The 13,554-nt window shown below is 74.6% G+C and carries 15 protein-coding genes and 1 pseudogene; 2 read left to right on the top strand and 14 right to left on the bottom strand.

Annotated elements, in window-relative coordinates; genetic code table 11:
• A complete protein-coding gene (locus RM425_RS01320; protein WP_311343376.1) occupies window positions 1–246 on the top strand; it encodes a MoaD/ThiS family protein in 246 nt (81 codons plus the stop codon).
• Between the two features lie 176 nt (window positions 247–422).
• Window positions 423–617 carry a hypothetical protein gene (locus tag RM425_RS01315; RefSeq protein WP_311343375.1) on the top strand — a complete coding sequence of 65 codons (195 nt, stop codon included), beginning with the start codon at window positions 423–425 and terminating at the stop codon, window positions 615–617.
• Here RM425_RS01315 and RM425_RS01310 read toward each other — a convergent pair.
• The 14 genes and pseudogenes from RM425_RS01310 to RM425_RS01245 all read right to left on the bottom strand — a co-directional run bounded on the left by RM425_RS01310 (window position 538) and on the right by RM425_RS01245 (window position 13,446).
• Window positions 538–1,196, bottom strand: a pseudogene (locus RM425_RS01310) (PP2C family protein-serine/threonine phosphatase). The gene RM425_RS01315 and the pseudogene RM425_RS01310 sit on opposite strands and share 80 nt — an antisense overlap.
• 145 nt (window positions 1,197–1,341) lie before the next feature.
• Complete coding sequence (locus RM425_RS01305; RefSeq protein ID WP_311343374.1) at window positions 1,342–2,121, bottom strand: SRPBCC family protein; 780 nt, start codon at window positions 2,119–2,121, stop codon at window positions 1,342–1,344.
• Between the two features lie 13 nt (window positions 2,122–2,134).
• Complete coding sequence (locus tag RM425_RS01300) at window positions 2,135–2,998, bottom strand: FAD binding domain-containing protein (RefSeq protein ID WP_311343373.1); 864 nt, start codon at window positions 2,996–2,998, stop codon at window positions 2,135–2,137.
• Between the two features lie 31 nt (window positions 2,999–3,029).
• A complete protein-coding gene (locus tag RM425_RS01295) occupies window positions 3,030–5,525 on the bottom strand; it encodes a xanthine dehydrogenase family protein molybdopterin-binding subunit (protein ID WP_311343372.1) in 2,496 nt (831 codons plus the stop codon).
• Window positions 5,522–6,022: a (2Fe-2S)-binding protein gene (locus RM425_RS01290; RefSeq protein ID WP_311343371.1), complete on the bottom strand. Its 501-nt coding sequence runs from the start codon at window positions 6,020–6,022 to the stop codon at window positions 5,522–5,524. Before RM425_RS01290 ends, RM425_RS01295 begins: the two co-directional genes overlap by 4 nt.
• Before the next feature lie 116 nt (window positions 6,023–6,138).
• Complete coding sequence (locus RM425_RS01285; protein WP_311343370.1) at window positions 6,139–7,260, bottom strand: XdhC family protein; 1,122 nt, start codon at window positions 7,258–7,260, stop codon at window positions 6,139–6,141.
• Window positions 7,253–8,395 (bottom strand): vWA domain-containing protein, encoded by a 1,143-nt coding sequence (locus RM425_RS01280; RefSeq protein ID WP_311343369.1) that lies wholly within the window; start codon window positions 8,393–8,395, stop codon window positions 7,253–7,255. The genes RM425_RS01285 and RM425_RS01280 overlap by 8 nt, the downstream gene beginning before the upstream one ends.
• The gene (locus RM425_RS01275; RefSeq protein ID WP_311343368.1) at window positions 8,388–9,320 is read right to left on the bottom strand and encodes an AAA family ATPase; all 933 of its coding nucleotides are present in this window, start codon (window positions 9,318–9,320) and stop codon (window positions 8,388–8,390) included. Before RM425_RS01275 ends, RM425_RS01280 begins: the two co-directional genes overlap by 8 nt.
• Window positions 9,317–9,742 (bottom strand): molybdenum cofactor biosynthesis protein MoaE, encoded by a 426-nt coding sequence (locus tag RM425_RS01270; protein WP_311343367.1) that lies wholly within the window; start codon window positions 9,740–9,742, stop codon window positions 9,317–9,319. Before RM425_RS01270 ends, RM425_RS01275 begins: the two co-directional genes overlap by 4 nt.
• On the bottom strand, window positions 9,739–10,317 hold the full coding sequence (locus RM425_RS01265) for a nucleotidyltransferase family protein (protein WP_311343366.1): 579 nt from the start codon (window positions 10,315–10,317) through the stop codon (window positions 9,739–9,741). Before RM425_RS01265 ends, RM425_RS01270 begins: the two co-directional genes overlap by 4 nt.
• A gap of 136 nt (window positions 10,318–10,453) precedes the next feature.
• Window positions 10,454–11,500, bottom strand: a complete 1,047-nt coding sequence (locus RM425_RS01260; protein ID WP_311343365.1) for an ABC transporter ATP-binding protein — start codon at window positions 11,498–11,500, stop codon at window positions 10,454–10,456.
• 16 nt (window positions 11,501–11,516) lie between these two features.
• A complete protein-coding gene (locus RM425_RS01255) occupies window positions 11,517–12,317 on the bottom strand; it encodes an ABC transporter permease (RefSeq protein ID WP_311343364.1) in 801 nt (266 codons plus the stop codon).
• Complete coding sequence (gene modA, locus RM425_RS01250; protein WP_311343363.1) at window positions 12,314–13,057, bottom strand: molybdate ABC transporter substrate-binding protein; 744 nt, start codon at window positions 13,055–13,057, stop codon at window positions 12,314–12,316. Before modA ends, RM425_RS01255 begins: the two co-directional genes overlap by 4 nt.
• Complete coding sequence (locus RM425_RS01245) at window positions 13,054–13,446, bottom strand: TOBE domain-containing protein (protein ID WP_311343362.1); 393 nt, start codon at window positions 13,444–13,446, stop codon at window positions 13,054–13,056. The genes modA and RM425_RS01245 overlap by 4 nt, the downstream gene beginning before the upstream one ends.
• Window positions 13,447–13,554 lie beyond the last annotated feature (108 nt).

The following is a 13,554-nucleotide window of genomic DNA, read 5'->3' as shown; positions in this document are numbered from 1 at the left end:
ATGACCACCGTGACCGTCCGGTACTTCGCCGGCGCCCGGGCAGCCTCCGGCGTCGACACCGAGACCCGCGAGGCCCGCTCCCTCGACGAACTGGTCGGCCAGATCGTCGAGACGCACGGGGAGCGGATGGCCCGCGTCCTGACCGCCTGCTCGTTCCTCGTCGACGGAACCACCACCCGTGACCGGGCGTTGGAGCTGTCACCCGGCGCGGTGGTCGACGTGCTGCCGCCGTTCGCCGGAGGGTGACAGGCCCGGGAGCATCGCAGCGAGGGACGAGCGAGGAGCGGACCGGGCCGCGGAAGCCGACCCGGGGCATGGAGGGTGACAGGCCCGGGAGCATCGCAGCGAGGGACGAGCGAGGAGCGGACCGGGCCGCGGAAGCCGACCCGGGGCATGGCGGGTGACTGGGGAAGGATGACGGCATGAGCATCTTCGAGAAGGCCAAGGCCAAGGCCGAGGAACTGCTGGGCCGGGCCGAGCAGGTCTACGGCGAGTCCCACGGGGACGCGGCCGCCACGGTCGCCGGCGAGGCGCACGTCATGGAGGCCCAGGCCGAGGAAGAGGCCCTGGAGCGGGCGGAGAAGCCGGACGACGACGGGCTGGCCGGCGTCCGCTAGTCCCGGCGGGCGCGCAGCCGGATCGCGACCAGGGCGACGTCGTCCTCGGCGCGGCCGTCCACCATCTGCTCGAGGAGCTCGTCGCAGAGGTCTTCAGCGACCGGCCGGCCAGCTCGCGGGCGATCGCCCGCAACCGCGCCATCCCGGTGTCCAGATCGTGCGACCGGCGCGCGAAGAGCCCGTCGGTGGACATCAGCACCGTCGAGCCCTCACCGAGCCGGACGACGCAGTCGCGGCGCGGCGCCGCGGGATCCACGCCGAGCATCAGGTCCCCCTGCCACTCCCCCGGCTCCGCCAGCGTCCCGTCCGGGTGGACCACCAGCAGCGGCAGGTGCCCGGCGTTGGACCAGCGCATCCGCACCGCGCCCGGAGCCGGGTCGTCGTCGGGCTCGAAGCAGGCGACCGCGGCCGTCGCGTAGGTGGCCACCTCCAGCTGGGCCATCGCGCCGTCCAGCCGCGCCGCACCTCGGCGGGCGATCCGTCGCTGTAGGTGGCGATGCCCCGCAGCAGCGCCCGCAGCTGGCCCATGGACGCGGCCGCCTCGGTGTCGTGCCCCACGAGGTCGCCGATGACCAGCATCGAGGTCCCCGACGGCTGGACGGACGCGTCGTACCAGTCACCGCCCACGCGCGCGGCCTCGGCGGCCGGGGTGTAGCAGACCACGATCTCGGCCTGCTCGGGCTCTCGGGTGGATGGGGCCGAAAGCCTCGTGCGGGTCGGCGGTTCAGCGGCGCCGGCGGACGAACACGAGGACCAGCAGCAGGACGGCGGCCGCGGCCGCGGGTCCGGCATAGCGGGCCGCCGCGGCGCCGCCGGCGACCTCCAGGAGGTTGATCGGCTCCGGATCCGCGGCCGACCCCGGGCGTGACGCCGGGACGGAGGCGGGCTCCTCGACCGGGCGCGGGATCGACGGCACCGACCGCACCACCTCGGTGATCGGCGTGACCTCGGGCACCGTCGCCGGCCCCGTGGCCGGGTCCGCCACCGGCCCCATGGCCGGGTCGGTGACCGGCTCCGCGACCGGCCGGGGGACCTGCTCCGCGACGGGCTGCGCCCGGTCACCCTCCCCGAGCTGCGCGGCCAGCTTGTCGGCGAACTGCCCGAGCAGCTTGTTGCCGACGTCGGTCATCACGCCGCGGCCGAACTGGGCCGGCCGCCCGGTGATGTTGAGGTCGGTGAGGACGTCGACCCGGGTCCGGTCGCCGTCGGCGGCCAGCGTGGCGGTGACGACGGCGGCGGCGGTGCCGTTGCCCCGCTGGTCCTTGCCGCGGGCGTCGATGACCGCCCGATGGGCCGCCTCGTCCTTCTCCACGAACGAGGCCTTGCCCTGGTAGGTCATCGTGATCACGCCGAGCTTGACCTTCACCCGCCCGGTGAACTCGTCGCCGGTCACCGTGTCCAGCGCCGCGCCGGGCATGCAGGGTGCGATCCGCTCGATGTCGAGCAGCACCCGCCACGCCTCGTCGACGGGCACGGGCACGGTGAACGAGTTCTCCAGTTGCACGTGAAACCAGCCCCTAGCCCTGGATCCCGGCGGCCGCGCTGACCGCCCGGCGGGTCAGCACCTGGGCCAGGTGCCGGCGGTAGTCGGCCTTCGCGTTCAGGTCGTCGCTGGGTTCGGTGCCCTCGGCTGCGTGCTGCGCCGCCTCGGCGATCGCCCCGGCGTCCGCGGCCGCTCCGGCCAGCGCCTGCTCGGTGGCCGTCGCCCGCAGCGGCGTGGGGCCCATGTTGGTCAGCCCGATCCGGGCCTCGGCGATGTGTCCGTTCTCGCGCCGCACCGCCGCGGCGACGGCGACGATCGACCAGGCCTGGGCCACGCGGTTGAACTTCTCGTAGCGCATCCCCCACTGGCCGGCCAGCTTCGGGATGCGCACCTCGACGAGGATCTCGTCCTCCGCCAGCGCCGTGGTCAGGTAGTCGACGAAGAACTCCCGTGCCGGCACCGTCCGCCGCCCGCCCGGGCCGGCGATGACGAATCCGGCGTCCAGGGCCAGCGCGACCGCCGGCAGATCACCGGCCGGGTCGGCGTGGGCCAGCGCGCCACCGAAGGTGCCCCGGTGGCGGACCTGCCGGTCGGCGACGGTCTCGGTCGCCTCGGCGATCAGCGGCGCGTGCTGCTGGATCAGCGGGTCGGCGACGACGTCGGAGTGGGTGGTCATCGCGCCGACGACGATCGCGTCGCCGTCCTCCCGGACACCGCGCAGCTCGGCCACCCGGGTCAGGTCGACGACGGTCGACGGCGCCGCGAGCCGCAGCCGCATGACCGGGATCAGCGACTGCCCGCCGGCGAGGATCTTGGCGTCCTCGCCGCCGTCGGCGAGGGCCTGGAGCGCCTCGTCGATGGTGCTGGGGCGGGCGTAGTCGAAGGCCACGGGGATCATGAGCGGGCTCCCTGGACGAGGTCGAGCGTGGTCATCGATCGCCACCCAGCCGCGACTCCGGCGTCGAGACGCCGGCGGTGGTCTCGGTCTGCGCGCCGCCGTAGGCGTTGGTGCCGGCGGTGGCGCGGTCCCCGCCGTCGCCGCCCTCGTGGATCGCCCGCCAGACCCGTTCGGGTGTGAGGGGCATGAGGATGTCGGACACCCCGAGATGGCGGACGGCGTCCAGCGCGGCGTTGACGACGGCCGGCGTCGAGGCGATGCAGCCCGCCTCGCCCACGCCCTTGGCCCCGATCGGGTTGCCGGGTGCGGCGTGCACGGTGTGGCCCGTGTCGAAGTGCGGCAGGTCGGCGGCCGAGGGGACGAGGTAGTCGACGAAGGTGCCGGTGGTCAGGTTGCCGTCGACGTCATACACCGCCTCCTCGTACAGCGCCTGCGCGATGCCCTGGGCGAGGCCACCGTGCACCTGCCCCTCGACGATGAGCGGGTTGACGATCGTCCCGACGTCGTCGACGCAGGCGTACTTGCGGATCCTCACCATGCCGGTCTCGGTGTCGACCTCCATGGCGCAGATGTGCGTGCCGTGGGGGAACGAGAAGTTGACCGGGTCGAAGGTGGCGTCGGCGTCGAGCGAGGGCTCCACGCCGTCGGGGAAGTCGTGCGCCGCGAAGGTGGCCAGCGCGAGTTCCTGGATGGAGATGCCCGTGCCCGGGGTGCCCCGCACCGAGAAGGACCCGCCCTCGAACTGGAGGTCCTCCTCGCCGGCCTCCAGCAGGTGCGCGGCGATCGTGCGGGCCTTGGCGACGACCTTCTGCGCCGCGTTGACCACCGCGGCGCCCCCGACCACCAGCGACCGGGAGCCGTAGGTGTCCAGCCCGCGCGGGGAGATGGCGGTGTCACCGTGCAGGACCTCGATGTCCTCGAACGGGACGCCGAGCTCGTCGGCGACCAGCTGGCTCCACGCCGTCTCGTGGCCCTGCCCGTGCGGGGTGGAACCGGTGACGACCTCGACCTTTCCGGTGGGCAGCATGCGGATCGAGGCGTGCTCCCAGCCACCGGCACCGTAGGACAGCGAGCCGAGCACCCGCGAGGGCGCCAGGCCGCACATCTCGGTGAAGGTGGAGAACCCGATGCCCAGCTGCACCGGGTCGCCGGACTCCCGGCGGCGGCGCTGCTCCTCGCGCAGCTCGTCGTAGCCCAGCAGCCGCAGCGCCTGCTCGGTCGCGCCGTCGTAGTCTCCGCTGTCGTACTCGAGCCCGGCCACCGTGGTGAAGGGGAACTCCCCGGCCCCGATCCAGTTCTTCCGGCGCAGCTCGAGCGGGTCCATCCCGAGTTCGACGGCGAGCTCGTCCATGATCCGCTCGATGGCGAAGGTGGCCTCGGGCCGCCCGGCGCCGCGGTAGGCGTCCGTGGGGGTCTTGTTGGTGAAGACGCCCTGGCAGTCGAAGCGGTAGGCGGGGAACTTGTAGATGCCCGGGTACATGAAGGCACCCAGGATCGGGACGCCCGGGCTGACCAGGCGCAGGTAGGCGCCCATGTCCGCGAGGATGTGGACCTTCAGGCCCAGGACGTTCCCCTCGCGGTCGGCCGCGATGTCGACGTACTGGATCTGGTCGCGGCCGTGGTGGGCGCTCATCAGCGACTCGCTGCGGGTCTCGGTCCACTTGACCGGCTTGCCCAGCCGCCGGGCCACCAGGAGACTGATCACCTCCTCCGGCGTGACCTGCAGCTTCCCGCCGAAGCCGCCGCCGACGTCGGGGGCGATGACGCGCAGCTTGTGCTCGGGGATGCCGGTGACCATCGCCAGCATGATCCGCAGGATGTGCGGCACCTGGGTGGAGGACCACATCGTGTAGTTGTCGCCCTGGGGCTGGACGACGGTGGACCGGGGCTCCATGAACGCGGGGATCAGCCGCTGCTGGACGAACCGCCGGCTCACCACCACGTCGGCGTCCGCGAAGGCCTGGTCGGTGGCCTGGCCGGTGCCGGCGTCGCCCGCGTCGAAGATCCACCGGAAGCTCTCGTTGGACGACAGGTGGTCGTGGGTCAGGTCGGTGCCCTCGCCCAGGGCCTGCTCCATGTCCAGGACGACGGGCAGCGGGTCGTAGTCGACGTCGACGAGCTCCACGGCGTCCTGGGCGGCGGCCTTGCTGCGGGCGACGATGACGGCGACCGCCTCGCCGACGTGGTTGACCTCGTCCACGGCGACCGAGGGGTGACCGGGGTTGACCATCTCGGGCGTGACGGGCCAGGCGCACGGGATGGAGCCCTGCTCCTCGGCGAGGTCGCGGCCGGTGAACACGGCGACGACGTTCGGCGCCGAGCGCGCGGCCTCGACGTCGATCGCGCCGAGCCTGGCGTGCGCGACGGGGCTGCGGACCACGGCCAGGTGCAGCATCCCGGGCAGCACCATGTTGTCGGTCCAGGTGGTCCGCCCGGTGATCAGCCGCGCGTCCTCCTTGCGCTTGCGCGCCTGCCCGACCTCCTTCGCGGGAGCCTCGGCGACGGGCCGGTCCTCCACCGCCGTCATGACTGGGCCCCCAGCGCGTCCGGCGTGGCGGCGGCGCGCATCTCGGCCGCGGCCTGCTGCACGGCACGGACGATGTTCTGGTAGCCGGTGCAGCGGCAGAGGTTGCCCTCGATGCCCTCGCGCACCTCGTCCTCGCTGGGGTCGGGGGTGTCGCCCACCAGGTCGATCGAAGCCATGATCATCCCCGGTGTGCAGTAGCCGCACTGGAGACCGTGCAGCTCGTGGAAGGCCTTCTGCATGGGATGCAGCGAGCCGTTCGCAGCGATCCCCTCGATGGTGGTGACCTCGCTGCCGTCGGCCTGGACCGCCAGCACCGTGCAGCTCTTCACCGCCTCGCCGTCCAGGTGCACGGTGCAGGCGCCGCAGTTGCTGGTGTCGCAGCCGACGACGGTGCCCACCTTGCCCAGCTGTTCGCGCAGGTAGTGGACGAGCAGCGTCCGGGGTTCGACCTCGTCCGCATAGGACGCCCCGTCGACGCGCACCGAAATCTGGGTCACGAATCCTCCACTCGGATCGCAGCTCCGCGTGGCCCGGGTGGGGGCGGCGGGGTGTGCCCGAGTCTTACCCGCAGAAGGTGATCTGTGCCACACCAATCGGCGCGTCGGTCCGCAGCTCAGCGCTCTGCCGTCGGGTGGATGGGCCCCTCGGTGCCGGTCAGCCGCTCGCCTGACCCGCCCCAGCGGCCGGCGATGATCTCCGCCGCGATGGACACGGCCGTCTCCTCCGGCGTCCGGGCGCCGAGGTCCAACCCGATCGGCGAGGACATCCGGTCGAGCTCGTCCGCGGACAACCCCGCCTCGGAGAGCCGCTCCCGTCGTTCCTCGTGCGTGCGCCGCGAGCCCATCGCGCCGACGTAGGCCACCGGCAGCCGCAGCGCGACCTCGAGCAGCGGGACGTCGAACTTCGGGTCGTGGGTGAGCACGCACAGCACCGTGCGCTCGTCGATCCGCCCTGCGTCGGCCTCGGCCCGCAGGTAGCGGTGCGGCCACTCCACGACCACCTCGTCGGCCTCGGGGAAGCGCCGCGGTGTCGCGAACACCGGCCGGGCGTCGCACACGGTGACCCGGTAGCCGAGGAAGGACCCCACCCGGGCCACGGCGGCGGCGAAGTCGATCGCGCCGAACACGAGCATCCGCGCGGGCGGGGCGAAGGAGTTGACGAACAGCGCCAGCTCGTCGCCGCGCCGCTCGCCGTCGCGCCCGACGTGCAACATGCCGGTGCGGCCGGCGGCGAGCATCCCCCGCGCATCGGCAGCGACGGCGTCGTCCAGGCGCTGCAGGCCCAGGCTGCCCGAGGCCCGGTCGGGCCAGAGCACCAGCCGTCGGCCGAGGCGGTCGTCGGGTCCGGTCACGCAGGTGACGACGGCGACCGGTTCGTGCCGGCCGACCGAGGCGGCCACCTCGCCGAGCTCGGGGAAGGACTCGCGCGAGACGGGCTCGACGAAGACGTCCAGGATCCCGCCGCAGGTCAGCCCGACGGCGAAGGCGTCGTCGTCGCTGACCCCGTAGCGCCGCAGCGTCACCTCACCGGTGTCGACGACGTCCTTCGCCTCCTCGTAGACCGCGCCCTCGACGCAGCCGCCCGAGACGCTGCCGACCGCGGTCCCGTCCGGACCGACGAGCATGGCGGCGCCCGCCGGGCGCGGCGCGGAGCGCCAGGTGGCCACCACGGTGCCCATGCCGACGGTCTCCCCCGCCTGCCACCAGCCGATCAGGTCGTCCAGCACGTCACGCACGCTGGATCACCCCCGTGAGCTCCTCGAACGCGGCCATGCTGTGTCCGGCGACGAACCGGTCGACCCAGGGCAGCGCCGCCTGCATCCCGGCGGCGAGGGGCTCGTAGCCCGGCCGGCCCTTGTGCGGGTTGACCCACACGACCGCGTGCGCCAGCCGCCGCAGCCGCGCCATCTGCTCGCCCAGGACCTCGGTGCCGCCGCGTTCCCAGCCGTCGCTGCACACGACGACGACGGCGCCGCGGGCCGTGCCCCGCTGGCCCCACCGGTCGAGGAACGCCTTGAGCACCTCGCCCAGCCGGGTGCCGCCCGACCAGTCGGGGACGGCCGAGCCGGTGGCGGCCAGCGCCCGGTCGGGATCGCGCAGCCGCAGCTCGCGGGTCACCCGGGTCAGCCGCGTGCCGACGGTGAACACCTCGGTCGACGACGGTCGCGCGCGCACCGCGACGTGGGCGAACCGCAGCAGCGCGTCGGCGTACGGACTCATGGAGCCGGACACGTCGACCAGGAGGACGACGCGGCGGGGCCGCGGAGCCGCCCGCCGGCGCAGCAGGCGGGTCACCTCCCCGCCGTCCCGCAGCGCCCGGCGCACCGTGCGGGCGGGGTGCACGGCGCCGGCCGGGCCCGGCCGCCGACGCCGCGAGGGGCGCATCGGCGCGGCCGGCCGCAGCACGGCGAACAGCCGGCGCAGGTGCTCCCGCTCGGCGGGGGTCAGCTCGGCCACGTCGCGGTGCCGCAGCACCTCGGTGGCGCTGGCCCGCACCGCGAGCTCCGGCGCGCCGGTCAGGTCCTCGGCCGAGCCGGGGCCGGCGTCCAGCGGTGCCATCGCGGAGACCACCGGCCGCTCGGCCGGCGCGCGGCGCGGCGCACGCGGCCGCTCGCCGCCGAACCACGCGGCGAAGGCAGCGTCGTAGCGGTCCAGGTCGTCCGGGCCGGCGCACAGGGTCAGCCGACCGGCCCAGTAGACGTCGGCCGGGACCAGCACGTCGAGCTCACCCGCCGCGGCGAGCATCGCCGCCACGCGGTCGGGGGACGCGGCGACCCCCGCCGCGCGCAGCGTGCGCGCGAACCCCAGGACGGTGTCCACCACGTCGCGCGGCGAGGTCGCCTCCGCGGTCCCTCCCGAGGTGCTAGCCACCGAAGAGCGCTCCCCCGGCGTGCAGCTGGACCCGCTCGGTGTCCTCGCGGTACTTCAGCACGGCGCCCAGCGTGCGGGCGGCGGTGTCGGGGTCGAGCCGCCGCGCCCCGAGGGTGTGCAGCGCCGTCGCCCAGTCCAGCGACTCCGCCACGCCGGGCGGCTTCAGCAGGTCCAGCGTGCGCAGCGTCGCCGTCGCCCGGGCCACCTCGCGGACCAGCTGCTCGGTCACGTGCGGCAGCCGCCGGCGCAGGATCGCCACCTCGCGGTCGAAGTCCGGGAGCTGCAGCCAGTGGTAGAGGCAGCGCCGCTTCAGCGCGTCGTGCACCTCGCGGGTGCGGTTCGAGGTGAGGACGACCAGCGGCGGCGTGCCCGCGCGCACCGTGCCCAGCTCGGGGATGGAGATCGTGAAGTCGGAGAGGATCTCGAGCAGGAAGGCCTCGAACTCGTCGTCGGCGCGGTCGATCTCGTCGATCAGCAGCACCGAGGGCGAGTCCTCCAGCGCCTGCAGCAGCGGGCGGGCGAGCAGGAAGCGCCGGTCGTAGAGCGAGGCCTCCAGCGCCCCGGGGTCGTCGGCGGCGTGCGCGGCCTCGGCGGCGCGCAGGTGCAGCAGCTGCCGGCCGAAGTCCCAGTCGTACAGGGCCTGACCGGCCTCCAGACCCTCGTAGCACTGCAGGCGGTAGAGGGGCCGGCCGGTGACCTGGGCCAGCGCGGCGGCCAGGGCGGTCTTGCCGACGCCGGCCTCGCCCTCGAGGAAGAGCGGCCGGTGCATCGCCAGGGCGAGGTAGGCGGCGGTCGCCAGGCCCTCGTCCGGCAGGTACCCGGTCGCCTCCAGCGCCGTGGCGAGCTCCTCCGGACCGGCCGGTTCGCTCGTCGGTGCCGGTGTGAGGTGCGTCACGTCGTCGAGCATCCCACCCACGACCGTCACGGGCAGGCGACCCACTCCTCCTCGCCGTCGGCGAAGACCTGCCGCTTCCAGATGGGCAGCCGCTTCTTCACCTCGTCGACGAGGTCCGCGCAGGCGGCGAAGGCCTCGCCGCGGTGGGAGGAGCTGACTGCGCAGGCCAGGGCGACGTCACCGATGCCGAGCAGGCCGATGCGATGGCTGACGGCGACGGCGTGCACGCCCTCGCGGGCGGCGAACTCGTCGGCCAGCTCGCGGATCACGTCGGCCGCGGTCGGGTGGCCGACGTACTCGAGCTCGGTCACCGAGCGGCCGCCGTCGTGGTCGCGGACGACGCCGGCGAAGGAGACGACGGCGCCGGCTGCCTTGTCGGCGACGGCCTCTTCGTGCTCGGCGACGGACAGCGGCGCGTCGACGACTCTGGCGATCAGGTGGCCGGCGATCACGGCGCCGAAGGTACCCCGGACGGCGGCACGTCGAGATCGGCCGGATCGGCCAGGCGGGTGCAGTCGACCTCGGTGACGTCGTGCGCCGCCAGGTAGCGGCGGGCGCCCTCGTCACCGGTCGCCGTCTCGATCACGCCGGCCCAGTGGTCACGACCGAGCAGCACGGGGTGCGCGCGGACGCCGTCGTAGGTGGCGACGGCGAGCGCGCCGGGGGCGGCGTGGTCGGCGACCGCGGCCAGCGCCGACGGCGTCATGCCCGGCATGTCGACGAGGGTGATCAGGGCCGCATCCACGGTTCCGGGGAAACCGCGCAACCCGTCCAGCCCGGTCCGCAGCGAGGAGGCCATCCCGGTCTCCCAGTCCTTGTTCGCCACCACGGTGGCGCCGCGGAGGTCCGCGGTGCGCCACACGTCGAGCGCCTGCGCGCCGAGCACCACCAGCACGACGTCGCACGCCCACCCCGCCGTCCGCACCGCACGCTCGACCAGCAGGCTGCCCTCGTACTCGACCAGCGCCTTGGGCATCCCGTAGCGGCGGCCGCCCCCGGCGGCGAGGACGACGGCGGCGCAGGTCATGGCCTCCACTCTCCCAGCGGCTCCCCGCGACGATCAGCCCACCTGATCGTGCAGCGTCCTCCCTCACGGTGGGCGGTGAGGGAGGACGCTCGATGATCAGGGTCCCTGATCGTCGCCGCTCCCCCGGCAGGTCCGGTCAGCGCGCGTAGACGGCCACCTCGGACGCCTTCACGGCCGCCCACACCTGCGCGCCGGGCACGAGCCCGAGCTCGGCGAAGGCCGCGGCGGTGACATCGGCGACCAGCGGCACCGCGCCCTCCAGCTCGCAGCGCACCGTGGTCCCGTGCGGCACGGCGCCGGCCAGCCGCAGCGGCCACACGTTGCGCGGGCTCCCCTCGGGCCGGGCCAGGTACAGCGCCACCGACTCCGGTCGCACCGCCGCGAACACCGCTCCGGCCACCTCCTCGGCCACCGTCACCTCCCCGCCACCGTCCAGCCGCACCGACCGGCCGGCTCCGGTGCCGGGCAGCAGCGAGAGCCCGACCAGCCGGGCCACGTAGTCGGTGCGCGGCCGCCGGCTGATCTCCGCGGGCGTGCCGGCCTGCACGACGCGGCCCTCCTCGATGACCACGACACGGTCGGCCAGGGCCATCGCGTCGACCGGGTCGTGGGTGACCAGCACCGTGCTGCCCGCGAACTCGGCCAGGTGCCGCCGCAGCTCCGCGCGGACGGTCAGCCGGGTGCGGGCGTCCAGCGCCGACAGCGGTTCGTCCAGCAGCAGCAGCGCGGGGTCCCCGACGAGCGCCCGCGCCAGGGCGGCCCGCTGCGCCTGCCCGCCGGAGAGTTCCGCGGGCCGCCGTCCGCCCAGGCCCTCGAGTCCCACCCGGGCGAGCCATCCGGCCGCCGCCGCCCGCGCCGCCGCGCGGCCGGCCCCACGGGTGCGGAGCCCGAAGGCGACGTTGTCGGCCACGCTGAGGTGGGGGAACAGGAGCGCGTCCTGGAAGACCATGCCGAGCGGGCGGCGGTGCGGGGGCAGGAGCGCACCCTCGCCGTCCCACACCTCCCCGCCGACGACGACCCGGCCCGTGTCGGCCGGCAGCAGGCCGGCCAGGACCCGCAGCAGCGTCGACTTCCCGGCACCGTTGGGTCCGAGGACGGCGAGCACCTCGCCGTCGGCCACCTCGATGTCGACGTCCAGCGCGAGCGAGCCGCGCCGGACCGCCACCCGCGCCGTCAGGCTCACGGGCTCCCCCCCCCGTTCACGACGCCGCCCGGCCCAGCCAGTTGTCGCGCAGCAGGAGCAGGGTGGCCAGCGATACCCCGAGCAGCACCAGGGACAGGACGACGGCCGCCTCCGGGTCGCGCTGCAACGCCAGGTACACCGCCAGCGGCATCGTCTGCGTCGTCCCCGGGAAGTTGCCCGCGAAGGTGATCGTCGCGCCGAACTCCCCCAGCGCCCGCGCCCAGCAGAGCACCGCCCCGGCGGCCACGCCGGGCGCCACCATCGGCAGGGTCACGCGGCGGAAGGTCGTCCACCGGTCGGCGCCCAGGGTGGCCGCCACGTCCTCGAACCGGGCGTCCGCGGCCCGGAGCGCCCCCTCGACGCTGATCACGAGGAACGGCATGGCCACGAAGGTCTGCGCGAGGACGACGGCGGACGTGGTGAAGGGGATGGTGACGCCGAAGGCGTCGTCCAGCCACGAGCCGACGATCCCCTGCCGGCCGAACACCAGGAACAGCGCGACACCGCCCACCACCGGCGGCAGCACCAGGGGCACGGTCACCAGCGCCCGCAGCAGGCTGCGCCCCCGGATGCGGGCGCGGGCGAGCACCCAGGCCATGGGCACGCCGAGCACCAGCGAGACGAGGGTGGCCAGCGTCGAGGAGACGAGCGAGAGGCGCAGCGCCGCGCCCACCCCCGGCGCAGCCAGCTGCTCGCCCAGCGACGACCAGGGGGCACGCACCAGCAGCCCGGCCAGCGGCAGCAGGAGGAAGGCGACGGCCAGCGCCGCCGGGACGAGCAGGGGCGCGGGCACCGGGGAGCCGGACCGGCGGCTCACGGTGGCCGGAACCCGGCGTCGGCGAGGATGCGGCGGCCTTCGGCGGAGAGCACCAGGTCGACGAAGGCCTGCGCAGCCTCCGGACGAGGGGCGTCGGCCAGCACGCAGACCGGGTAGACGGTGACCACGGACGCGGCCTCGGGGACCTCGACGACGTCCACGGCGTCGGCGCGGCTCCGCGCATCGGTGACGTAGACCAGCGCCGCGTCCACTTCGCCGAGGGCCACCTTGGTCAGCGCGGCCCGCACGTCCTCCTCGTAGGTGTCCGGCACCGCCTCCACCCCGGCGACGTCGAGGAGCTCGGCGGCCGCCGCACCGCAGGGCACCTGCGTCGCGCAGACGGCCAGCGTGAGCTCCTCCCGGGCGAAGTCGGCCAGCCCGGTGACCCCTGCCGGGTTGCCCTCCGGGACCGCGATCGTCAGGGCGTTGGCGGCGAAGATCTCCGGATCCGCGGCGAGGCCGGCGCCCGTGACGACGGCCATCTGCCGTTCGTCGGCCGAGGCGAAGACGTCCGCCGGCGCGCCCTGCAGCAGCTGCGCGGCCAGCGTGGCGCTGCCGGCGAAGGTGAAGCGCACCTCCAGCCCCGGGCGCTGGTCCTCCAGCACCGCGCCGAGCTCGGTGAACACGTCGGTCAGGGAGGCGGCGGCGGCAACCGTGAGGGTGCCGCCCTGGTCGTCCCCCGACGTCCCGCAACCGGCCAGCAGCACGGTGGCCGTGCAGAGCGCCACGCGGCGTCTCACGGGACGTCCACGCTGACGTTGGTCGCCTTCACCGTGGCGACCGCGCGCACGCCGACCTCCAGCGCCAGCTCGTCGGCGGCCTCCCGCGACATCAACGAGACGACGCGGAAGGGCCCGGCCTGGATCTCCACCTGCGCCATCACGCCGTCCCGGACGACGCGGGTCACGATGCCGGTCAGCCGGTTGCGAGCCGACGACGGCGTCGTCCCGGGCTCGGGCGCGTCGCGGAGGCCGGCGGCCAGCCCGGCCAGTTCCGCGCCGTCGATTGTCGCGGGGCCGGCGCCGTCCCGGTGCACCGTCAACCGTCCCGCATCGACCCACCGGCGCACCGTGTCATCGCTCACACCGAGCAGAACGGCTGCCTCGGCGATGCGGAACCGGGAGGACATGACCGCAGTCTATGCACGCAGCTGCGGCGGCAAAAGCCTCAAGAGTCCGCAGACGCGGAGGCAGCGAGCGCTTTCCCTTCTCCGATCCGATTCACACGTGAATGGTCC

The organism is Blastococcus goldschmidtiae (assembly GCF_031845325.1).
Lineage (GTDB): Bacteria > Actinomycetota > Actinomycetes > Mycobacteriales > Geodermatophilaceae > Blastococcus > Blastococcus goldschmidtiae.
The sequence above is the reverse complement of the archived record's forward strand: the minus strand, read 5'-3'. Positions and strand labels throughout refer to the sequence as shown.

Bases quoted from the DNA above. Each gene is read 5' to 3' on its own strand.
- RM425_RS01320 (WP_311343376.1), top strand. From the start codon at position 1: ATGACCACCGTGACCGTCCGGTACTTCGCCGGCGCCCGGGCAGCCTCC.
- RM425_RS01315 (WP_311343375.1), top strand. From the start codon at position 423: ATGAGCATCTTCGAGAAGGCCAAGGCCAAGGCCGAGGAACTGCTGGGC.
- RM425_RS01300 (WP_311343373.1), bottom strand. From the start codon at position 2,998: ATGATCCCCGTGGCCTTCGACTACGCCCGCCCCAGCACCATCGACGAG.
- RM425_RS01295 (WP_311343372.1), bottom strand. From the start codon at position 5,525: ATGACGGCGGTGGAGGACCGGCCCGTCGCCGAGGCTCCCGCGAAGGAG.
- RM425_RS01265 (WP_311343366.1), bottom strand. From the start codon at position 10,317: ATGACCTGCGCCGCCGTCGTCCTCGCCGCCGGGGGCGGCCGCCGCTAC.
- RM425_RS01245 (WP_311343362.1), bottom strand. From the start codon at position 13,446: ATGTCCTCCCGGTTCCGCATCGCCGAGGCAGCCGTTCTGCTCGGTGTG.